Here is a 20,500-nt window from a genome sequence, read left to right as displayed (position 1 = left end):
GTTAGATACGATCCAGCATGCCGTCGAGCCAGGCGAAAAAACCCTTCGCGCCTTCGGTGTTTTCCGCCAGCGGCAAACCCCGCGCGCTGTCGGCAAGGGATTTTCGCGGGCGCGGCGGCAGGTATTTGTTGACCGGCCGCGTGCCCTGCTCCGGCATCAGATCCATGCCGCGGCGCTGCGCAACCATAATCGAAACATCGGAGTGCGGGTCGGCAAGATCGCCGAAATGCCGGGCATTGGCCGGGCATGTGCGCACGCAGGACGGCACGCGGTCCACTTCCTCGAAGGTCTCGTTGTAGATGCGGTCGATGCAGAGCGTGCATTTCTTCATCACGCCGGCAGCAACGTCCATCTCGCGTGCGCCATAGGGGCACGCCCAGGCGCATAGCCCGCAGCCGATGCACTTGTCCTCGTCGACCAGCACGATGCCGTCGGCTGACCGTTTGTAGGACGCGCCGGTGGGGCACACGGTGACGCAGGGCGCATCCTCGCAATGCAGGCAGGATTTCGGGAAATGCACGATGCGCGCATCACCCGCCTCGCCGACGATCTCACCGCCTTCCGGCATCACTTCGAATGTGTGGACGCGGTTCAGCCACGCGCCGGAAACGTCGGCACCGTATGGGTCCTGATCGGACAGGGCCGAGCCGTAGCCGCCGGTGTTCCATTCCTTGCAGCTGACGACGCAGGCATGGCAGCCGACGCAGACATCGAGGTCGATGACGAGCCCGAGCTTCTTCGGCGTCGATTGGGCGGGCAGCATGGTCATTTCGTCCACTCCTGCCCGTAGCGCAGTTCTTCGACATGGGCATGCGGCCTGCCCGGCTCGGCGACGGCTGGAAAATGCGGCTCGCTGATCTGCGCCCGTTCCGCCTTCTCGATGCGCACGCGCAGGTCGTACCAGGCCGCCTGTCCGGTGACGGGATCGGAGTTCGACCAGCGCATACCATCGCCCTTCGGCGGTAGAAGTTCGTGGATCAAGTGATTCATCAGGAAGCCTTTTTTGGCTTCCGGCGCATTCTCGTCGAGCCCCCAGGCGCCCTTGCGTTTACCGATGGCGTTCCAGGTCCAGATCGTCGAGGAATTGACCGCCTCCATGCGCGCGATCTCGACCTTGATGCGGCCGTGATGCGAGATGACCCAGACCCAGTCCCCGTCGACAAGGCCATGCTCGTCGCAGATCGGCCCCGGCACATAGAGCGGGTTGCGGGTGTGAATCTGACGCAGCCAGGCGTTCATCGAACCCCAGGAATGATACATCGCCGCCGGCCGCTGCGTGATGGCGTGGTAAGGATAGGTCTCGCGGTCGACCAGCGCTTCCTCGAAAGGCCGATACCAGTCGGGCAGCGGCGTAAAACTATCCAGGATGCGCTGGCGATGCGTTTCCGGTGCAAAAGGCGCGCGCAGGCCCTCTGCCGATAGCCGGAACTTCTGCAGCGGCTCGCTGTAAAGCTGGAACGTCACCGGCTGCGGCGTGTCGAAGAAGCCCATGCGCACGGCAAAGTCCTGATAGGCCTGGTTCGCATGCTTGAAGAACTGCGCCTCGAGCGGGATATGCGCAGAGAAGAACGAGCCGTTCTCGATATAGCGCTTCAACTGGTCGGGATTGGCTGCGCCACGCCCTGCTTTGTCGCCATTCAGGCCGCGAAACCCGGCCAGCGGCCCGATGCCCGGACGGCGCTCGTGGCGCACGATGTAGTCCGCATAATCCTTGTAGATCGCCGTGCCGCGTGAATCGACAAAGGCCGGCAGCTTCAGCCGCGATCCGAGATCGATCAACACGCTCTGGAAGCCGCGCACATCACGGTCGGGCTCGACCACCGGCCAGCGGATGGCGTCCTGCACGGCGTCGGGTTCGGAGATCGGCCGGTCGAGCAGCGAGATGCAGTCATGCCGCTCCAGATAGGTCGTGTCGGGCAATACGAGATCGGCATAGGCGACCATTTCCGAGGCGTAGGCATCGGAATAGATGATCTTCGGGATGCGGTATTCGCCGGTCTCGGGGTCCCTGTCCTCCAGCATCTTCATGACGCCGGCGGTGTTCATGGAGGAGTTCCAGGCCATGTTGGCCATGTAGAGGAACAGAACATCGATCGGATAAGGATCGCCGGCATGGGCATTGGCGATGACCATATGCATCAAGCCGTGGGCGGAAATCGGCGCATCCCATGAAAACGCCTTGTCGATGCGGGTCGGCTTGCCCTCGGCGTCGATGAGCAGATCCTCCGGCCCGCGCGGGAAACCCAGATGCGGTCCCGACAGCGGCTTGGCCGAGCCGAAATGCTCGGCCTTGCCATGCGGGGTCGGGTGCGCTTCCAACGGCTTGGGATAAGGCGGCTCAAAGCGGAATGCACCGGGACAATCGACCGCCCCGATCAGCACCTGCAGCATGTGCAGCGCCCGCGCCGTCTGAAAACCGTTGGAATGGGCCGAAAGCCCGCGCATGGCATGGAACGACACCGGCCTGCCGACGAAGTGATGATGGCGTTCGCCGTGCACGTCGGTCCAGGGCTGCTCGACGGTGATCGCCTCATCGAAGGCAACGCGGGCGATCTCTGCAGCAAGCCCGCGAATGACATCGACAGCCACGCCGGTTTCGACGGAAGCCGCTTCAGGCGCATATTTCGGGTCGAGATATTTTTCGGCCAGAAGCTGGAAGGACGGCACGGCAAAACGCCCATCGGGCAGTTCATGGCGGCCTGACAATCCCGGGCGAGCGCCTTTCGTGCCGACAGGTACGGCGCGCTCGGTGACCGTTTCAAAGATCAGCGGCTTGCCATCGGCATCGCGCGCGAACAGGCCGTGCTCGGCGGTTCCCGGCGCATCGATGACCAGCCAGGGTGCGTTGGAGTAGCGGACGAGGTAATCGACATCGATCTTCCGCGCTTTGAGCAGTTCATGAACGACCGCGAGGATCAGCAGCCCGTCCGTGCCGGGGCGGATGCCTATCCAGTTGTCGGCGACGGCCGAATAGCCAGTGCGCACGGGATTGACCGAGACGAAGCGCGCGCCGTTCTTCTTGACCTTGGCGATGCCCATCTTGATCGGGTTGGAATCGTGGTCCTCCGCGACCCCGAACATCACGAAAAGCTTGGTCCTGTCCCAGTCGGGCGCGCCGAATTCCCAGAATGCGCCGCCGATGGTCATGATGCCGCCAGCCGCCATGTTGACCGAGCAGAAGCCGCCATGCGCCGCATAGTTCGGCGTGCCGAACTGCTGCGCCCAGAAGCCGGTGAGCGACTGCGACTGGTCACGCCCGGTGAAGAAGGCGAGCTTCTTCGGGTCGTCGTGGCGCACGCCATCGAGCCAGCCTGTGGCGATCGTCAGCGCTTCTTCCCAAGAGATTTCCTGGAATTCGCCGGAACCGCGCGGGCCGGTGCGCTTCAGCGGCGCACGCAGCCTTGCCGGCGCATAATGCTGCATGATGCCGGCCGAACCCTTGGCACAGAGCACGCCGCGATTGACCGGATGGTCGCGGTTGCCCTCGATGTAGCGGATCTTGCCGTCCTTGATATGCACATTGATGCCGCAACGGCAGGCGCACATGTAGCAGGTGGTCTTGCGGACCTCGTCGGCAACGGGCGTCGATAGCGCAAGACGCGGCTCGGATGTCATCGGCAGTGCTCCTCTGCCGATTCCTATAGAGCGCACGCCTGAAATGAAATGCCCGAAGGCGTCATTTCACGGCAATTTTCGTCTAGACATAAACGACATGCCGCAAAGTGATTGCGGAATATGGTTTGGGCTTGGAATTTCGAATCAATCAGTTGGTGACGATGATCCGCGTGTTGCCCGGCCCCATTTCCCTGACCAGGGAATAGAACTGCGCCGCGTTCGAGGTCGCGAGGCGCACACAGCCATGCGATGCCGGCCGCCCGAGCTGCTTGACGTAGCCGGTGCCATGGATGGCATAGCCACCGCGGAAGAATACCGAGTAAGGCATCGGCGACATCTCGTATTTGCGCGAGTACCACATGCGGTGCATGCGCGTCGGCCGCCAGCTTCCTCGTGGTGTGGAAAAGCCCTTCCGAGCGGTCGATACTCTCCAGGTGTGGATGACACGGCCCTGTTTACTGACCGTCATCGTCTGCGACGAGACACTGACCCTGGCCACAAGATTATCTGCCATGGCCTGAACTGGCGCACCAGAAAGCACAAGCGTAATCGCGAAAAGCATTGCTTTGTACATGTGAATAGCCCCCTTCTTTCCGAGGCTTTACAGCTCGCGACCCAAGAAGACTGTGAAATTCTATACACCGGGTAAATTTGCTGTGGCCAATACGTCACAGCAACGGCGTAACCTGACATCCTCACCGCCACCGGACGGCGACAGCCACGCAGATTGCACCAGAACCCTTGGACCATTGTTCCATCTGGAATGCCTCCGTTGACACTGCGAGGCATCGGCATAGGTTCATCCATGCGACTGGAGCGAACCAATCGCACTCCAGTACGAAACGGCGCGACCCCTAAGCGAGCCGCCGCCACGGAGGGATGAAAAATGCAACAATATTCTCAACTTACCGGTTTGAGCCGGCGCAAGCTGTTGTCCCTGATCGGCATGACGGCCGGCAGCGCTGCCATGTATCAGGCGATGACCAGCCTGGGGCTGGCGAGTGAATCCGGCTACAAGGGGCCGATCAAGCTGGAAGGCGATCCGAAGGGCGCCTCGGTGCTTATCCTGGGTTCGGGCCTTGCCGGCATGACGGCCGCGCTCGAACTAAGGCAAGCCGGCTACAAAGTACAAATACTAGAATATAACGCCCGCCCCGGCGGCCGTAACTGGACCATTCGCGGCGGCGACAGCTTTACCGACATCGCCGGCGCGACCCAGAAATGCGAGTTCGACGAAGGGCTTTACGTCAATCCCGGCCCGTGGCGCATCCCCTATCACCACAACGGTCTGCTCGCCTATTGCAAGCGCCTTGGCGTGACATTGCAGCCATTCCAGCAGATCAACCACAACGCTTTCCTGCATTCGTCAAAGGCCTTCGGCGGCAAGCCCCAGCGCATCCGTGACATCAAGACGGATTTCCAGGGCCATGTCTCCGAACTGCTCGCCAAGGTCACCCAAAAGGGCAAGCTTGAAGGCGACGTCACCAAGGAAGACCAGGAAATGCTGCTCGAGGCGCTCAAGTCATGGGGCGCGCTTGATAGCGACTATTCCTACAAGGAAAGCCTGCATACGAGCGAATATCGCGGCTATGCGAAGGACCCCGGCGGCGGTCTCACCGCAGTGCCGGTGCCCGGCAAGCCGATAGACCTGTCGGACATACTGAGTTCCGGCCTCTGGGGCAGCCTGGAGAACTTTGCGCTCTATGAGTTCCAGACGACGATGTTTCAGCCGGTCGGCGGCATCGACATGATCGGCAAGGCTTTCGCCAAGGAAGTCGGCGACCTCATCACCTACAATGCCAAGGTGACCAAGATCGCGCAGGACGACAAGGGCGTCACCGTCACCTATGAGGACACGCAGAAGCCCGGAACGACCCAGCAGGCCAGTGCCGACTGGTGCGTCTGCACGATCCCGCTGACCATCCTCAGCCAGATCGAGATCAATGTCGGCGCACCGATGCAGGCAGCGATCGAGGCGGTGCCCTATGCTTCCTCGGTCAAGGTCGGGCTGCAGTTCAAGCGCCGTTTCTGGGAAGAGGACGAACTGATCTTCGGCGGCGTCAGCTACACCGATCTGCCGATCACGCAGATTTCCTATCCGAGCACCGACTTCAACAAGGCAGGCAAGGGCGTGCTGCTTGGCTGCTACACCTGGAACGGGCCGAATTCCTACGAGTTCACCTCAATGTCACCGGAAGAGCGGGTCAAGCGCGCGGTCGATTATGGCTCGCAGATCCATCCACAATACAAGGATGAGTTCGAGAACGGCGTTTCCTGGGCCTGGCACCGGTCGCCCTTCACGCTGGGCTGCGCCGGCGACTGGACGGACGAGGCGCGCAAGGAGCACTACGAAAACCTGTGCAAGATCGACGGGCGCATCGTGCTTGCCGGCGAACACGCATCCTACATCCCGGCTTGGATGGAGGGGGCAATACTCTCCTCGCTGGATGCGATCACCCGGTTGCACCAGCGCGTGGTTGCGGGGTGATGGCCATGACGATCCATCCCTCTCCCCTCAATTCCGGAAGGCATGTCATCATGACCACCCACTCTTCCCGGGCGCTCAGCCGCCTCGCCGCCACTGCCGCTTTCGGCCTGTTCACTATGTCGGGCGCACTTGCTGATTCGGCGGGCGTCACCTTCAGCTCCGGCAACAACTTCACCGAAAAGACCGGTGAAGAACTCTACGCCAACGTCTGCGCCGCCTGCCACATGAGCGAAGGTCAGGGTGCGGTCGGCGCCGGCCATTATCCGGCGCTGGCCAAGAATGCCAATCTGGAGGCCAGCGGCTACCCGATCACCATTCTGCTGAACGGCCTGAAGGGCATGCCGCCGGTCGGCAAGATGATGAGCGACGACCAGATTGCTGCCGTGGTCAACTATGTGCGGACCCACTTCGGCAACAACTACGAGGATGCCGTGACGGCCGAGGATGTCGCCGGTAGCCGATGACAACTGAGAGGCGGCGGAATTCTACTTTCCGCCGCCTCGCCAATTATCTGATGAAGGAGAATGCGATGAAAAAGATGCGGATCGGCGCCGCCACGCTGGTGGCTGGCTTGATGATTGCGGGAAGCGCGCTGGCGGAAGATGTCGTGCGCCACAAGATCCCGAATTCGGACTTCCCGATCGCCCAGGCCGTTGAGGTACCCGCCGGCAAGACGACCGTCTATATCAGCGGTGCCGTGCCCTCGGTGGTCGATGAAAAGGCCGAAAAGGGTTCTCTGGCCGCCTATGGCGATACCAAGACCCAGACCGAATCGGTACTCAAATCCATCGAGAAGACGCTCACCGGCCTCGACCTGAAAATGAGCGACGTCATCAAGATGCAGGTGTTCCTTGTCGGCGACCCGGCAAAGGACGGCAAGATGGATTTCTCAGGCTTCATGGAAGGCTACACCCAGTTCTTCGGCACCAAGGAGCAGCCGAACCTGCCGACGCGCTCGGTGTTTCAGGTTGCCGGTCTTGCAGCCCCGGGCTTCCTGGTTGAGATCGAGGTGACGGCGGTGCGTCCGTAAAGCATGCTTTTGCCGCCCCGGCCTACCGGGGCGGTGTTCTTGCCTCGACTTCACGCAAGCGATGCGCAACACTGAATGCGATCGTCAAAAGGTTTCGGTTCGCGTCGCCCGCATGAATGAAAAACTGCTGAAAACAATCGAAGACCGGGTTGATGATCTGGTCGCGCTCACCGCCGACCTGATCCGCTTTCCGACCATCAACCCGCCCGGCGAAGCCTATCGCCCCTGCGCCGAATATATCGGCGAGCGGTTGAAGAAACGCAGCTTCGGCGTTGAATATATTCGCGGCGAAGGCACGCCGGGAGACACAGATCGCTATCCGCGCGTCAATGTCGTTGCCCGCTTCGACGGCCGCAGCCCCGGCCCGACGGTTCATTTCAACTCGCATATCGACGTGGTCGAGGCCGGCGATGGCTGGACCGTCGACCCCTTCGCCGGCGTGGTCAAGGACGGGCGGGTCTATGGCCGCGGCGCCTGCGACATGAAGGGCGGGCTGGCCGCTTCGATCATCGCGGTCGAAGCCTTCATGGATGTCTATCCGGACTTTCCCGGCGCGATCGAGATTTCCGGCACGGTCGACGAGGAATCGGGCGGCTATGGCGGCGTCGCCTATCTCGCCGGCAAGGGCTATTTCTCCAAGCCGCGCGTCGACCACGTCATCATTCCCGAACCGCTGAACAAGGACCGCATCTGCCTTGGCCATCGCGGCGTGTGGTGGGCCGAAATCGAAACCAAGGGCGAGATCGCGCATGGCTCCATGCCCTTCCTCGGCGACAATGCCGTGCGCCATATGGGTGCGGTGCTGCAAGCCTTCGAGGAAGAGCTGTTCCCCGCGCTCGACCGCAAGCAGACAAAAATGCCGGTGGTACCCGAGGGTGCGCGGCGCTCGACCATGAACATCAATTCGATCCATGGCGGCCAGACCGAGGATTTCCGCCCGGGCCTGCCCTCGCCCAATGTTCCGGACTGGTGCCGGCTGACCATAGACCGGCGTTTCCTGCTGGAAGAAAACATCGCCGAGGTGAAGAGCGAGGTTACGTCGATCCTCGACCGGCTGAAGCGCGAGCGGCCGAAATTCGACTACGACATCCGCGACATCATGGAAGTGCAGCCGACCATGACCGAGCGCGACGCGCCGGTGGTGAAGGCCATCGCGCAAGGCATCCACGAAATATTCGACCGCGAGCCGGACTACGTCATCTCGCCCGGCACCTACGACCAGAAGCACGTCGCCCGCATCGGCCATATCTATGACTGCATCGCCTACGGCCCCGGCATTCTTGATCTCGCCCATCGCCCCGACGAGTGGGTCGGCATCGAAGACATGGTGCAATCGGCCAAGGTGATGGCGATCGGCCTCGACCTTTTGCTGCGCGGCAAGGCGCGTTGATTTTTGCGCGAATTGCCGCCGCGATGGTTTTGAAAGGAAAAAAGATTTCCGTTTGAGGCGTTAGCCAGCAACAAACGTGATTTACTCGGCTGCGAATTCACGCTTCTATCCGTCGATTTCGAACGAACGGGAACCGGTTTGACCGGCAGACAACTGAGGGGAATGGGAGTTGGTGACGATGAAATCCTGGAAGACGATCCTGGCGGCAGCGGCACTCGCGCTGGCTTCAAGCACCGCGGCGATGGCGGCGCGCACCGATCTCGTGCTCGGCGTGGTCCTTGAGCCGCCGCATCTCGACCCGACAGCGGGTGCTGCCGCCGCAATCGACGAAGTCGTCTACGCCAACGTCTTCGAGGGCCTGACGCGCATCGGCTCCAAGGGCGAAGTGCTGCCGGATCTGGCCGAAAGCTGGACCGTCTCTGACGACGGCAAGGTCTATACGTTCAAGCTGCATACCGGCGTGAAATTCCATGACGGCACCGACTTCAACGCCGACGACGTGAAATTCTCGCTCGACCGCGCCCGCGCCGAAAACTCGACCAATGCGCAGAAGACCCTGTTCGCAGCAATCGATACGGTCGAAGTCGTCGATCCGGCCACGGTGAAGGTAACGCTGAAGCAGCCGCAGGGTTCTTTCCTCTACAATCTCGGCTGGGGCGACGCGGTGATCGTCGCGCCGGAATCGGCCGAAACCAACAAGGAAAAGCCGATCGGCACCGGGCCGTTCAAGTTCGAAAGCTGGGCCAAGGGTTCGTCCATCAAGCTCGTCAAGGCTGACGGCTACTGGGGCGATCCCGTGTTCCTCGACAAGGCCGAGTTCCGTATCATTCCGGATGCCGCGGCCGCGATCCCTGCCCTGCTTTCGGGCGACGTTCAGGCCTTCCCCAATATGCCGCTCGGCGATGGCCTGCCGCAGATCCAGTCCGACCCGCGCTTCAAGGTGGTGATCGGCTCGACGGAAGGCGAAACCATCCTGTCGATGAACAACAAGAAGCCGCCCTTCGACAATCTCAAGGTACGCCAGGCGATCTCCTACGCGCTCGACCGCAAGGCGATCATCGATGGCGCCTCGAACGGTTTCGGCGTGCCTATCGGCTCGCATTTCGCCCCGCACAATCCGGCCTATGTCGATCTCACCGGCACCTATCCGCACGATGTCGCCAAGGCCAAGGAACTGCTGAAGGAAGCAGGCCTCGAAAATGGCTTCAAGACCACGCTGAAGCTGCCGCCCCCCCCTACGCCCGTGATGGCGGCCAGATCATCGCTTCGGAACTGCGCGAAATCGGCATCGATGCCGAGATCATCCCGCTCGAATGGGCCGACTGGCTGAAGCAGGTCTTCACCGAGAAGGATTACGACATGTCTATCGTCTCGCACACCGAGCCGAACGACATCGATATCTATTCGCGCAAGGATTATTACTTCAACTACGACAATCCGGCCTTCGACAAGGTCATCGAGGAACTGAACCTGACTTCCGACGAGGCCAAGCGCAAGGAACTCTATGGCCAGGCGCAGAAGATCCTCGCTGACGACGCCGTGGTCGGCTTCCTGTTCGAACTGCCCAAGATCGGCGTATGGGACGCCAAGGTCGAGGGCCTGTGGGACAACGCGCCGATCCAGGCGACGGATTTGACCAAGGTGAAGTGGGCGGAGTGACCCTCTTACCCTCCCCCTTGCGGGGAGGGTCGGCGAGCGGCCATTGCGCAGCAATGGCGGTGAGACGGGGTGGGGGTCTAGACCTTTCACCGTCGTCACCGAGCATAGCCACCCCCGCCCCGCTCCGCTTCGCGGATCGACCCTCCCCGCAAGGGGGAGGGTAAGTCCCACCATGACCGCCTACCTCCTCAAGCGCCTCCTGATCGGCATCGCGACGCTCGCAGTCGCGTCCATCGTCGTGTTTTCGATGCTGGAGATCGTGCCGGGCGATCCGGCCCGGCTGATGCTCGGCATGAACGCCACGCCGGACGCAGTGCAGGCGCTGCGCGACCAGATGGGCCTCGATCAGCCGGTGATCGTCCGTTATTTCGACTGGATCGGCGGGCTGCTGACGCTGGATTTCGGCAAGTCCTACACTTATTCCGTGCCGGTCATCGATCTCGTCGCCGAGCGCGTCGTGGTATCGCTGCCGCTGGCGCTGACCGCGCTGGCGCTGTCGACATTGATCGCCATTCCCGTCGGCATTTTCTCGGCCGAACGGCGTGGCCGCGCCGCCGACACCATCTCGATGGGCGCAGCGCAGATCGGCGTCGCCGTTCCCAATTTCTGGTTCGCCCTGCTGCTTATCTACATTTTCGCCGTCTGGCTGCGGCTGGTGCCGGCCGGCGGCTTTCCCGGCTGGAGCGCTGGGGTCTGGCCGGCGCTGAAAGCCCTGATCCTTCCGGCGATTGCGCTTGCCCTGCCCCAAGCGGCGATCCTTGCCCGCGTCACTCGCTCGGCCATGCTGGAAGTGCTCGGCGAGGACTATATCCGCACCGCCCGCGCCAAGGGCATGCCGCGCCGCACGGTTCTGTGGCGGCACGCGCTGCGCAATGCGATGATCCCGGTGGTGACCATTCTCGGCCTGCAATTCGCCTTCCTGCTCGCCGGCACCATCATCATCGAGAATGTGTTTTATCTCCCCGGCCTCGGCCGGCTGATCTTCCAGGCCATCACCCAGCGCGACCTGATCGTCGTCGAAAGCGTGGTCATGCTGCTGGTCGCGGTGGTGGTAATCGTCAACCTGCTGGTCGATCTGTCCTACGCGATCGTCGATCCTCGCCTGAGGACCAACCGATGACGATGCCGGCAACAGAACCAACCAACCCGCCAGAGGCCGGCTTCGTCGCGCAGGCCTTGCGCAACCGCTCCTTCGTTATCGGCTTCGTCATCACCGCGCTTATCGCCGGCATGGCATTGCTGTCGTTCTTCTGGACGCCTTACGACGTGACGAAATTGATCGTCGCCGACCGTATGCTGCCGCCCTCGGCAACGCATCTGTTCGGCACCGACCAGTTCGGCCGCGACGTGCTGTCGATGATCATGGTCGGCGCGCGCAGTTCCATCGCGGTGGCGCTGGTGGCGGTCGGCATCGGCATGGGGCTTGGCGTTCCGCTCGGCTGCTGGGCAGCGGCGCGCGGCGGCTTCGTCGATGATTTGTTGATGCGCTTCAACGATCTCGTCTTCGCCTTCCCTGCCCTGCTTTCGGCGGTGATCATCACCGCGATCTTCGGGCCGGGCGCAATCAACGCCGTCATCGCCATCGGCATCTTCAACATACCGGTCTTCGCCCGTGTCGCGCGGGCCGGCGCGCTGGCGATATGGCCGCGCGAATTCATTCTCGCAGCGCGCGCTGCCGGCAAGAACAAGACGCAGATCACCGTCGAGCACGTACTGCCCAACATCGCCAACCTGCTGCTCGTGCAAGGCACGATCCAATTCGCGCTCGGCATATTGGCCGAAGCCGGCCTCTCCTATGTCGGGCTCGGCGTGCAGCCGCCAATGCCTAGCTGGGGGCGCATGCTGTTCGACGCGCAGACGCGCATGATGGTGGCGCCCTATCTCGCCCTGATCCCCGGCTTTGCCATCGTCTTCACCGTGCTCGGCCTCAACCTTCTCGGCGACGGCATCAGCGACATCATCGACCCCAAACTGCGGCGGCAGCGATGAGCCTGCTGGAAATCGAAAACCTGACGCTGTCGATCGGCAACACCCCGATTCTAAGGAATATCGACCTGACGCTCGGTGCCGGCGAGGTCATGGGGCTTGTCGGAGAATCCGGCTCTGGCAAGTCGATGACGGCGCTGACCATCATGCAGCTTCTGCCGCAGGCGGCGCGCGCGCAAGGCAAAGTCCGCTTCGATGGCATCGATATCCTGGCTGCAACCGAAGACCAGATGTGCGCCCTGCGGGGCGACGATATCGGCATGGTTTTCCAGGAGCCGATGACGGCGCTGAACCCCGTCAAGACGATCGGCGAGCAGGTCGCGGAGGGCATACGCTGGCACACCGGCGCGAACCGCGTGGAGGCCGAAGAACGCGCCCGCAAAATCCTCGACCGCGTCGGCCTGCCCGAGGCAAAATTTCCGCTGTCACGCTATCCGCACGAGCTGTCGGGCGGCCAGCGCCAGCGCGTGGTGATCGCGATTGCCTGCGCGCTGAAGCCTAAACTGCTGATTGCCGACGAGCCGACCACCGCGCTCGACGTCGTGCTGCAGGCGCAGATTCTCGATCTGCTGCGCGATCTGGTCGACGAGACCCGCATGGCACTGCTGCTGATCTCGCACGATCTGGCGGTCGTCACCGAAATGGCCGATCGCATCACCATCATGCGCCATGGCGAGGTGATGGAGGAAGGCGACACGGCGCGAACGCTGTCGGAGCAGTCACATCCCTATACGCGGCAACTGGCTTTGGCATCGATGCATGTGCCAGCGCGCCGTCCTTTCTCCCCCCTCGAGGGGGAGATGTCGCCAAGGGCGACGGAGGGGGTTGGCGCAGGAGGAACCGCCCATGCGCCGAGCACTGCCGAGGTGACCCCTCTGGCCGCTCCGCGGCCGGCCCCTCGAGGGGGCAGAGAACGCCACTGCTCTCCGTCGAAAATATCACTCGCGACTATCCCGGCAGGCGCACATCCTGGCTCCGCAAGCCGGAGCCGGTTCGCGCGGTGAATGATGTTTCGTTCTCTATGAAACAGGGCCAGTCGACCGCGCTGGTCGGCCGTTCCGGTTGCGGAAAATCAACCCTTGCCCGCATGATCCTGGCGCTGGACAAGCCCACCGGCGGCGCTATCCGCTTCATGGGCGAAACCTTGACCGGCAAGGACGAAGCCCAGCTGAAACCGGCGCGGCGCAACATGCAGGTGGTGTTTCAGGATCCTTACGGTTCGTTCAATCCCCGTCACAAGGTCGAGCGGCTGGTGGCCGAGCCGTTGCATGTGCTGGAAAAGCAGCCCGACGCCGGCGAGCGGCGCGAGATGGTGGCTCGCGCGCTGCATGAAGTCGGACTGAAGCCTGCCGACATGGACAAATATCCGCACGAGTTTTCCGGCGGCCAGCGGCAGCGCCTGTCGATCGCCCGCGCCATCATCACGCGGCCGAAGCTGGTCGTTGCCGACGAACCGGTCTCGGCGCTGGACGTGTCGATCCGCGCGCAAATCCTCGACCTGTTCGCCGACCTTAACCAGCGGCTCGGCGTTGCCTATCTCTTCATCACGCATGACCTTTCTGTCGCCCGCGCCATCACCGACGAGGTCATGGTCATGCATGAGGGCAGGATCGTCGAGCGAGGCAGGACCAACGAGGTTCTCGACTACCCGCAGTCGGAGGCCGGAAAAGCGCTGGTCGCCGCCACGCCGGATCTGCGCCGGGCGATTGCGAAAAGATTGCAGGAACAGGGGTGAACGGCCGGACGAACTAAGCGGCGACGTTTCACCCCTCCGGTTTCACCACGTCCACCGGGCTGATCCCCAGCATATCCAGCGTGCGCCTCAGCAGCCGCACTTCGTTTTCCGCAAGCTGATGGTCCGCCTTGGCAATCTCGGCCATATGGCGGGCGAGCAGCTTGCGCCGCTCGATATCGAGGTCGCGGAACAGCGCCGCGGCCTGCGCGCCGGTGGTCTCGTAGCCATAATCGTTGAGATATTCGACAACCGCATCGAGGCTATCGCCGCCAATGCCGAAGGATTCCTCACAGATGCGGCGGAACACCTCCATCTCGCTTTCGCTGACCGTGCCGTCGGCAAGGATCATGCGGAACAGCAGGAGAAGCTCGGCCGACAGCACCGGATCGTCGGCAACCTTGCGGACGCCGGGGTCGCCCTCAAACAGATTGCGTATTTGCGTAAGCAGGCTAGCAGCCATGGAATCCTCGTTTCTCCCTCACGGCGATTGGTAGCGCGAAATCCGGCTTGCGCAAACGGGTCTCCTGTGGTCGAAGCGGTTAATTCTTCCCGCCAGCCAATCCCATGCTCGACATTGCTTCCGAAACAATCGCGCTTCTTGCCGCGGCAGCCTTTATTGCCGGCTTCATCGATTCAATCGCTGGCGGCGGCGGGCTGATCACAATTCCGGCGCTGTTGCTTGCCGGCTTCTCGCCGATCGAGACGCTCGGCACCAACAAGCTGCAGGGCCTGTTCGGCACCGGCTCGGCCACGATCACCTACGCCGCCAAGGGCCATGTCGACCTGAAAAAGCAACTGCCGTCGGCGCTGCTGGCCTGTCTCGGCAGCATTCTTGGGGCTCTTCTGGCAACTGTCCTGCCCAGCGACCTGCTGCGCCTGGTCCTACCCATCGTGCTGATTGCAATTGCGCTTTATTTCGCGCTGAAGCCGAATATGGACGATGTCGACCGCGTGCAGCGCCTGACGCCATTCCTCTTCGGGCTGACGATCGTGCCGGCAATCGGCTTCTATGATGGCGTTTTCGGCCCCGGCACCGGCTCTTTCCTGATGCTCTCCTTCGTAGCACTCGCCGGTTACGGCATGGTCAAGGCGACGGCGCACACCAAGCTTCTCAACTTCGCCTCGAACATCGGCGGCTTTGCCGTCTTCGCTTTCGTCGGCGTCGTCTCGTGGAAAATCGGGCTGATGATGGGCGTCGCGCAGTTCCTCGGCGCACGTGTCGGCGCCAGCCTGGCGATCAAGAGCGGTGCGAAGCTGATCAAGCCGCTATTGGTGCTGACCTGCATTGCCTTGGCGATCAAGCTGCTGGCAGACCCGACCAACCCGCTGCGGACGATGTTTGGCGTCTGAGCGCCCAGGGGTTACACTCTCATTGCACGAATCATGCGGAGGGAGACAACCATGAATCTCAGTGCGCCCACCCAAATCGTTTTCCTGATTTCACTCGTGATCGCCGTAATCGGTGTCATAGCCGCGCTCGGTGTTTTGGCGTTTATTCCTCTGGCGTCGGTCTGGATTTTGACCATCGCCTATATCGTGCTTGCGGCAGGCTGCCTGCTGAAGGGCGTCTAGAACTTTCACCAAAGCATCCGGCACATTGCCGGGTGCTTTTGGTCGCCACACGGTTCTGCTAGATTCGGCGTGAAGGAAACGCCGAATGAGCGAAGTATCCGAAACACGTTCGATCCTGGCTGCGCCTCAAGCGGGCGCCTTCGAGATGGTGCAACGTGCGCCGGATGCCGCTTTGGCCGGACTGGTCACGCGCATTACCGGCTATCGCGAACTCACAGCCGGGCACTTTCGCCAGACGGAGGCTGCCTCGCTCACGGTGCCGCTGATCATCAGCTTCGGCGGCGCGTTTTCGATCGGGCTTGGCCGAGCGCCAGGTTTCGAAGATCGAGTAACGAGCTTCGCCGCCGGGCTCTTCGCCGGACCCGTCATCATCGATTCCTTCGGCGACGCCCACTGCATCCAGGTCGATTTCACGCCGCTCGGGGCACGTCGGTTCTTCGGCATGCCAATGACCGAACTGACCGGCCGCATGGTCGATCTCAGTGATGTGCTGGGGGCGGAAGGACGGGAATTGCGCGAACGTCTCGGACATGCCGCGACGTGGACAGAACGCCTTGCAATGGCCGAGCGCTTTGTCACCCGCCGCATCGCCGATGCGTCGCGAGCACCCTCCCCGGTTTCCTGGGCTTTCGACCGTCTGATGGCGAGCGGTGGGCGCATACCGATCAGCAGGCTTGCGACGGAAATCGGCTGGAGCCGCAAGCATCTCGCTAGTCGCTTTGCCGCGGAGATCGGGATCGGCCCGAAAACGCTGTCACGCATCGTCCGTTTCAACCGTGTATTGGTGCTTTCGAGGGGCGATCAGGAAGACGGCTGGGCCGGCATCGCGGCAGAATGCGGCTATGCCGATCAGGCGCATCTGACGCGCGATTTCCGCGAACTCGCCGGTGCGACACCGGCAGCCTGGCTGGCGCGGGCCGCATGATGCGGTAACATTTCTTCAAGACGGTGGGACGCCCCTTCGCCACAATGGGTTCAATGGACCCAAGGCGAAGGAGGAAACCATGCCTGCAACCGCTTCAATCGAACCGCCACGCATTTACCCGACCTTCCGCTATCGCGACGCCGCCGGGATGATCGACTGGCTGGGCAAAGCCTTCGGTTTTACCGTTCATGCCCGCTATGCCGACGACAAGGGCGTCGTCCAGCATGGCGAACTGGCACTGGGTTCCGCCATGATCATGCTTGGAACGGTGCGCGACGATGCGTATGGCAAGATGGTCGGGGCACCGGGCCAGAACTGCGGGAAGTCCACCTATATTGCCGTCGATGACCCCGATGCACTGTTCGCGCGGGCCGAGGCTGCCGGTGCCAAAATCCTCGAAGGCCTGACCGATCGCGACTACGGCAGCCGCGAATTCATCTGCGCCGATCCCGAAGGCAATATCTGGTCCTTCGGCACTTATTGGCCAAAGGCGCACGAGAAAGCCGGCTGATCAGCGCGCGGCGGCAAAGATTGCGTCGACGTCGAGATGCGTTTCGAGATGAGCGGCGATCTCGTCCAGCGCCCGCTCGACCTCGGCGCGGTAGTCGATGCCGCCGCCCTTGATGCCGAGGCTTTCGAGGAATTTCGCCCGGAACGCATCGGCTCCGAAAAGGCCGTGCATGTAGGTCCCGAAGACCTTGCCGTCGGCGGAGGTCGCGCCGTCGTCGGTATTGTTGATGATGGCCGTGGGGCGCAGGCAATCCGGTCCGCTGGTGGCGCCGAGATGGATTTCGTAGCCCGACAGCGGCACATCGAAATGCACCGAGCGCGCGATGACATTGCGCACGGTCTTTTCCGGCTCCATCACCGTCTCGATGTCGAGCAGCCCAAGCCCTTCCGCTTCCCTGACGCTGCCTTCGATGCCGTGCGGGTCGCGCACGATGCGGCCGAGCATCTGGTAGCCGCCGCAGATGCCGACGACGTGACCGCCGCGCCTGCGATGGTCCAGCAGGTCACGATCCCAGCCGTTTTCTCGGAATATCAGCAGGTCGCCGATGGTCGACTTGGAGCCGGGAATGACGACGAGCCCCGCATCTTCCGGCAACCTTTGGCCGGGCGGCACGAACGCCACTTCGACCTGCGGCTCGGCGCGCAATGGGTCGAGATCGTCGAAATTGGCGATGCGGCCGAGCATGGGCACGGCAACCTTCAGCGCCCGCTTTTCGCCTGAAGTCAGTCGCTCGAGAATGACCGAATCCTCCGAGGGCAGCAACGCCGCCGCCTTCAGCCATGGCATAACGCCGAAGCACGGCCAGCCGGTAAAGCGCTCGATCGCGGCAATGCCGTCGTCGAACAGGGTCACGTCGCCGCGGAACTTGTTGATGAGGTAGCCGACGATCATGCGCCGGTCTTCCTCCGGCAGGATCAGATGCGTGCCGGCGACCGAGGCGATGACACCGCCGCGATCGATGTCGCCCACCAGAATGACCGGCACGTCGGCGCGCGTGGCAAAGCCCATATTGGCAATGTCGCGCGGCCTCAGATTGATTTCCGCGGGCGAGCCGGCGCCCTCCACGATGATGAGATCGGCGCCCTCCCCGAGCTTCTGCCAGGAATCGAGCACCGCACCCATCAGTTGCGGCTTCATGGCCTGATAGTCGCGCGCCTTGGCCTCGCCAAAAACCTTGCCCTGCACGACGACCTGCGCGCCGACATCGCTTTGCGGCTTGAGCAGCACCGGGTTCATATGGATCGACGGCGCAACACCGCAGGCGATGGCCTGAAGCCATTGCGCACGGCCGATCTCACCGCCGCCCGCCTCGCCCGGAATATCGGCGACGGCGGCATTGTTCGACATGTTCTGCGGCTTGAACGGCCGCACCTTCAGCCCCCGCTTTTTCGCTGCTCGGCACAGGCCGGCGACAAGCACCGTCTTGCCGACATCCGAGCCGGTGCCCTGGAGCATGATCGCCTTGGCCATGATGCTCAGCCTTGCCCGCCGGTGACCGTCGAGCGCGCCGCAAGCGGCCCGCCGCGCCACAGATAGAGCCCCAGCAACGGCTCGTCCCCGGTCTTCATGGCATGATTGACGTTGGACGGATGATGAATGACTTCGCCACCCTCCCGGATGACGAACTCGCCCTCGCCCTTGCGCCATTCGGTACCGCCAGTCAGCGGAATGTAGATTTCCTCGGCTTCATGATGGTGGTCTGGATAGACGATATTCGGGCCGAGAACGAGCAATCCGCCGGCCATTGCATCATTTTCAAAATGCCCGCGCGTGCCGAACACTTCCAGCCAGCCATAATTGTCGATGAAATGCTGGCCGAAATCGGCAGCGGTGTAGGTCTGGCCCCAGCGCAGCTCGGAACGATGATCCGCGACGAACTTTGCCAATGGCCGCGCCGTGGCCGTGGCAAGTTCGGCGGTGCGGTCGAGATGGCTCAGACATGGAAGCACATTCGGCTCCAGCGCGCGCGGCGACATCGCCCAGTCGCTCGAAGCCATGAAATCGCGCAGGCGCTCATCCTCGAAAGTCGCCAGGAAGACGCGGAATTGGTCGAGCAGTTCCTCAAAAAATATCGTCACAAGATGCCTCGAACATGTATTTGTGCACAGCCGCTCCGCATGAGGTCGGGTTGCGCGGGTGCATCATTGGTCTAGATTGATCGGCACGCCTAGAGCATGATCGTGAAAAGTCGCAGAGTTTCTGCACCAGATCATGCGGCAAAACGAACTTTCGCGGACAAAACCGTCCGATCGCAAAAATGTTCGCAAGCCAGGAAACGTCAGGGAGGACGCCATGGACGCCGCAGTCGACCCGACCGCCGGTCAGTTCGATCTCAACGAGGATCAACGCGCCATCCAGGAGATGGCCGAAGCCTTCGCGCAGGATCGTGTCGCGCCCAACGCGCTCGAATGGGACAAGCAGCGCCATTTCCCCGCAGACGTGATTCGCGAGACCGGCCCACTCGGGCTCGGCGGCATCTATGTGCGCGACGATGTCGGCGGATCGGCACTTGGTCGCCTCGACGCCGTGCTGGTGTTCGAGGCGCTGTCGAAAGCCTGCCCGGGCTTTGCCTCCTTCATCTCCATCCACAACATGGCGACGTGGATGATCGATCGCTTCGGCAATGAGGAACAGCGCCAGCGCCTCATTCCCAAGCTGACTTCGATGGAATGGCTGGCCAGCTATTGCCTGACCGAGCCGGGCTCGGGGTCGGACGCTGCAGCCCTGAAAACCCGCGCGGTTCGCAGCGGCGGCAATGGCAGCGACTATGTCGTGAATGGCGCGAAGCAGTTCATTTCCGGCGCCGGCGACAGCGATGTCTATGTCACCATGGTCCGCACGGGCCAGGACGGCCCGAAAGGCATCTCCACCCTCGTCGTGCCCAAGGATGCGCCCGGCCTGTCGTTCGGTGCCGTCGAGAGCAAGATGGGCTGGCACATGCAGTCGACCCGACAGGTCATCTTCGAAGATTGCAAGGTGCCGTCCGAGAACCTGCTGTCCGACGAAGGCGCTGGCTTCGGCATTGCAATGTCAGGGCTGGATGGCGGGCGTTTGAACATCGCCGCCTGCTCGCTGGGCGGTGCGCAATCGGCGCTCGACAAGGCGGTAAGCTATACGGCCGAGCGCAAGGCTTTCGGCCAGGCGATCAACCAGTTCCAGGCGCTCCAGTTCAAGCTCGCCGACATGGAAACGGAATTGCAGGCCGCCCGCATCTTCCTCTACACCGCCGCCTCCAAGCTCGACCGCAAGGCGCCGGACGCCGGCAAGTGGTCAGCCATGGCCAAGCGCTTCGTCACCGACACCGGCTTCAACGTCGCCAACGACGCCCTGCAACTGCACGGCGGCTATGGTTATCTGCACGACTATGGCATCGAAAAACTGGTGCGCGATCTTCGCGTCCACCAGATTCTTGAAGGCACCAACGAGATCATGCGCGTGATCATCGCGCGGGCTTTGATTGGGAGATAGTGAGTAGAAAATAGTGAGTAGTGAGTAGAAGAGAAAAGTTCCGAAACTCATCGCTATTCCGATTTCCCTACTCGCTATTCACTATTCACTACTCACTATTTTCTACTCTCTATTCCGGAGG

At 62.2% G+C, this 20,500-nt stretch carries 17 protein-coding genes and 2 pseudogenes; 13 read left to right on the top strand and 6 right to left on the bottom strand.

From position 1 onward, the window contains the following. Position 1: 1 nt before the first annotated feature. The 3 genes from DZG07_RS11370 to DZG07_RS11360 all read right to left on the bottom strand — a co-directional run bounded on the left by DZG07_RS11370 (position 2) and on the right by DZG07_RS11360 (position 4,189). Positions 2-769, bottom strand: a complete 768-nt coding sequence (locus DZG07_RS11370; protein ID WP_119817060.1) for a 4Fe-4S dicluster domain-containing protein — start codon at positions 767-769, stop codon at positions 2-4. Beyond that, positions 766-3,615: a molybdopterin oxidoreductase family protein gene (locus DZG07_RS11365; RefSeq protein ID WP_119817057.1), complete on the bottom strand. Its 2,850-nt coding sequence runs from the start codon at positions 3,613-3,615 to the stop codon at positions 766-768. Before DZG07_RS11365 ends, DZG07_RS11370 begins: the two co-directional genes overlap by 4 nt. A gap of 148 nt (positions 3,616-3,763) precedes the next feature. Beyond that, positions 3,764-4,189, bottom strand: a complete 426-nt coding sequence (locus DZG07_RS11360; protein ID WP_091912364.1) for a L,D-transpeptidase — start codon at positions 4,187-4,189, stop codon at positions 3,764-3,766. Positions 4,190-4,501: 312 nt separating this feature from the next. Between DZG07_RS11360 and DZG07_RS11355 the strand changes: the two genes are divergently transcribed. The 8 genes and pseudogenes from DZG07_RS11355 to DZG07_RS24205 all read left to right on the top strand — a co-directional run bounded on the left by DZG07_RS11355 (position 4,502) and on the right by DZG07_RS24205 (position 13,903). Next, on the top strand, positions 4,502-6,103 hold the full coding sequence (locus tag DZG07_RS11355) for a flavin monoamine oxidase family protein (protein ID WP_091912362.1): 1,602 nt from the start codon (positions 4,502-4,504) through the stop codon (positions 6,101-6,103). A 5-nt stretch (positions 6,104-6,108) separates the two neighbouring features. Beyond that, positions 6,109-6,567 carry a cytochrome c gene (locus tag DZG07_RS11350; protein WP_348626418.1) on the top strand — a complete coding sequence of 153 codons (459 nt, stop codon included), beginning with the start codon at positions 6,109-6,111 and terminating at the stop codon, positions 6,565-6,567. 65 nt (positions 6,568-6,632) lie between these two features. Continuing rightward, complete coding sequence (locus DZG07_RS11345) at positions 6,633-7,133, top strand: RidA family protein (protein ID WP_119821635.1); 501 nt, start codon at positions 6,633-6,635, stop codon at positions 7,131-7,133. 112 nt (positions 7,134-7,245) lie between these two features. Beyond that, positions 7,246-8,523, top strand: a complete 1,278-nt coding sequence (locus tag DZG07_RS11340) for an acetylornithine deacetylase/succinyl-diaminopimelate desuccinylase family protein (protein WP_119821633.1) — start codon at positions 7,246-7,248, stop codon at positions 8,521-8,523. Positions 8,524-8,701: 178 nt separating this feature from the next. Beyond that, a pseudogene (locus DZG07_RS11335) lies at positions 8,702-10,182 on the top strand (ABC transporter substrate-binding protein). 172 nt (positions 10,183-10,354) lie between these two features. Further along, positions 10,355-11,302: an ABC transporter permease gene (locus DZG07_RS11330; RefSeq protein ID WP_119817051.1), complete on the top strand. Its 948-nt coding sequence runs from the start codon at positions 10,355-10,357 to the stop codon at positions 11,300-11,302. Continuing rightward, on the top strand, positions 11,299-12,171 hold the full coding sequence (locus DZG07_RS11325) for an ABC transporter permease (protein ID WP_197716848.1): 873 nt from the start codon (positions 11,299-11,301) through the stop codon (positions 12,169-12,171). The genes DZG07_RS11330 and DZG07_RS11325 overlap by 4 nt, the downstream gene beginning before the upstream one ends. Further along, positions 12,168-13,903 (top strand): annotated as a pseudogene (locus tag DZG07_RS24205) (dipeptide ABC transporter ATP-binding protein). Before DZG07_RS11325 ends, DZG07_RS24205 begins: the two are co-directional and overlap by 4 nt. A gap of 28 nt (positions 13,904-13,931) precedes the next feature. Here the strand turns inward: DZG07_RS24205 and DZG07_RS11310 are convergent. Then, positions 13,932-14,363, bottom strand: coding sequence for a TerB family tellurite resistance protein (locus DZG07_RS11310; protein ID WP_119817045.1), 432 nt, complete (start codon positions 14,361-14,363; stop codon positions 13,932-13,934). Between the two features lie 104 nt (positions 14,364-14,467). On the opposite strand from DZG07_RS11310, the gene DZG07_RS11305 reads away from it, so the two are divergent. The 4 genes from DZG07_RS11305 (at position 14,468) to DZG07_RS11290 (ending at position 16,911) form a co-directional block, all read left to right on the top strand. After that, positions 14,468-15,253 (top strand): TSUP family transporter, encoded by a 786-nt coding sequence (locus DZG07_RS11305; protein ID WP_119817043.1) that lies wholly within the window; start codon positions 14,468-14,470, stop codon positions 15,251-15,253. A gap of 51 nt (positions 15,254-15,304) precedes the next feature. Further along, positions 15,305-15,475, top strand: a complete 171-nt coding sequence (locus DZG07_RS11300) for a hypothetical protein (protein WP_091912345.1) — start codon at positions 15,305-15,307, stop codon at positions 15,473-15,475. 85 nt (positions 15,476-15,560) lie between these two features. Next, the gene (locus DZG07_RS11295) at positions 15,561-16,400 is read left to right on the top strand and encodes an AraC family transcriptional regulator (RefSeq protein WP_119817040.1); all 840 of its coding nucleotides are present in this window, start codon (positions 15,561-15,563) and stop codon (positions 16,398-16,400) included. A gap of 79 nt (positions 16,401-16,479) precedes the next feature. Then, positions 16,480-16,911 (top strand): VOC family protein, encoded by a 432-nt coding sequence (locus tag DZG07_RS11290; protein ID WP_119817037.1) that lies wholly within the window; start codon positions 16,480-16,482, stop codon positions 16,909-16,911. On the opposite strand, the gene DZG07_RS11285 is transcribed toward DZG07_RS11290, so the two are convergent. Together DZG07_RS11285 and DZG07_RS11280 are read right to left on the bottom strand one after the other, a co-directional pair. Continuing rightward, the gene (locus DZG07_RS11285) at positions 16,912-18,381 is read right to left on the bottom strand and encodes a cobyric acid synthase (protein WP_119817034.1); all 1,470 of its coding nucleotides are present in this window, start codon (positions 18,379-18,381) and stop codon (positions 16,912-16,914) included. It abuts the gene before it with no gap. Between the two features lie 5 nt (positions 18,382-18,386). After that, positions 18,387-18,989, bottom strand: coding sequence for a dimethylsulfonioproprionate lyase family protein (locus DZG07_RS11280; protein ID WP_119817031.1), 603 nt, complete (start codon positions 18,987-18,989; stop codon positions 18,387-18,389). Between the two features lie 214 nt (positions 18,990-19,203). Between DZG07_RS11280 and DZG07_RS11275 the strand changes: the two genes are divergently transcribed. After that, a complete protein-coding gene (locus DZG07_RS11275) occupies positions 19,204-20,379 on the top strand; it encodes an isobutyryl-CoA dehydrogenase (RefSeq protein ID WP_119821629.1) in 1,176 nt (391 codons plus the stop codon). Positions 20,380-20,500 lie beyond the last annotated feature (121 nt).

Origin of the sequence: Mesorhizobium sp. DCY119 (assembly GCF_003590645.1) — a bacterium.
Taxonomy (GTDB): Bacteria; Pseudomonadota; Alphaproteobacteria; order Rhizobiales; family Rhizobiaceae; genus Mesorhizobium_M.
The sequence above is the reverse complement of the archived record's forward strand: the minus strand, read 5'-3'. Positions and strand labels throughout refer to the sequence as shown.

Excerpts from the sequence above, each read along its gene's own strand:
- DZG07_RS11370 (WP_119817060.1), bottom strand. The coding sequence starts at position 769 with ATGACCATGCTGCCCGCCCAATCGACGCCGAAGAAGCTCGGGCTCGTC.
- DZG07_RS11365 (WP_119817057.1), bottom strand. The coding sequence starts at position 3,615 with ATGACATCCGAGCCGCGTCTTGCGCTATCGACGCCCGTTGCCGACGAG.
- DZG07_RS11360 (WP_091912364.1), bottom strand. The coding sequence starts at position 4,189 with ATGTACAAAGCAATGCTTTTCGCGATTACGCTTGTGCTTTCTGGTGCG.
- DZG07_RS11355 (WP_091912362.1), top strand. The coding sequence starts at position 4,502 with ATGCAACAATATTCTCAACTTACCGGTTTGAGCCGGCGCAAGCTGTTG.
- DZG07_RS11350 (WP_348626418.1), top strand. The coding sequence starts at position 6,109 with ATGACGATCCATCCCTCTCCCCTCAATTCCGGAAGGCATGTCATCATG.
- DZG07_RS11345 (WP_119821635.1), top strand. The coding sequence starts at position 6,633 with ATGAAAAAGATGCGGATCGGCGCCGCCACGCTGGTGGCTGGCTTGATG.
- DZG07_RS11340 (WP_119821633.1), top strand. The coding sequence starts at position 7,246 with ATGAATGAAAAACTGCTGAAAACAATCGAAGACCGGGTTGATGATCTG.
- DZG07_RS11330 (WP_119817051.1), top strand. The coding sequence starts at position 10,355 with ATGACCGCCTACCTCCTCAAGCGCCTCCTGATCGGCATCGCGACGCTC.
- DZG07_RS11325 (WP_197716848.1), top strand. The coding sequence starts at position 11,299 with ATGACGATGCCGGCAACAGAACCAACCAACCCGCCAGAGGCCGGCTTC.
- DZG07_RS11310 (WP_119817045.1), bottom strand. The coding sequence starts at position 14,363 with ATGGCTGCTAGCCTGCTTACGCAAATACGCAATCTGTTTGAGGGCGAC.
- DZG07_RS11305 (WP_119817043.1), top strand. The coding sequence starts at position 14,468 with ATGCTCGACATTGCTTCCGAAACAATCGCGCTTCTTGCCGCGGCAGCC.
- DZG07_RS11300 (WP_091912345.1), top strand. The coding sequence starts at position 15,305 with ATGAATCTCAGTGCGCCCACCCAAATCGTTTTCCTGATTTCACTCGTG.
- DZG07_RS11295 (WP_119817040.1), top strand. The coding sequence starts at position 15,561 with ATGAGCGAAGTATCCGAAACACGTTCGATCCTGGCTGCGCCTCAAGCG.
- DZG07_RS11290 (WP_119817037.1), top strand. The coding sequence starts at position 16,480 with ATGCCTGCAACCGCTTCAATCGAACCGCCACGCATTTACCCGACCTTC.
- DZG07_RS11285 (WP_119817034.1), bottom strand. The coding sequence starts at position 18,381 with ATGGCCAAGGCGATCATGCTCCAGGGCACCGGCTCGGATGTCGGCAAG.
- DZG07_RS11275 (WP_119821629.1), top strand. The coding sequence starts at position 19,204 with ATGGACGCCGCAGTCGACCCGACCGCCGGTCAGTTCGATCTCAACGAG.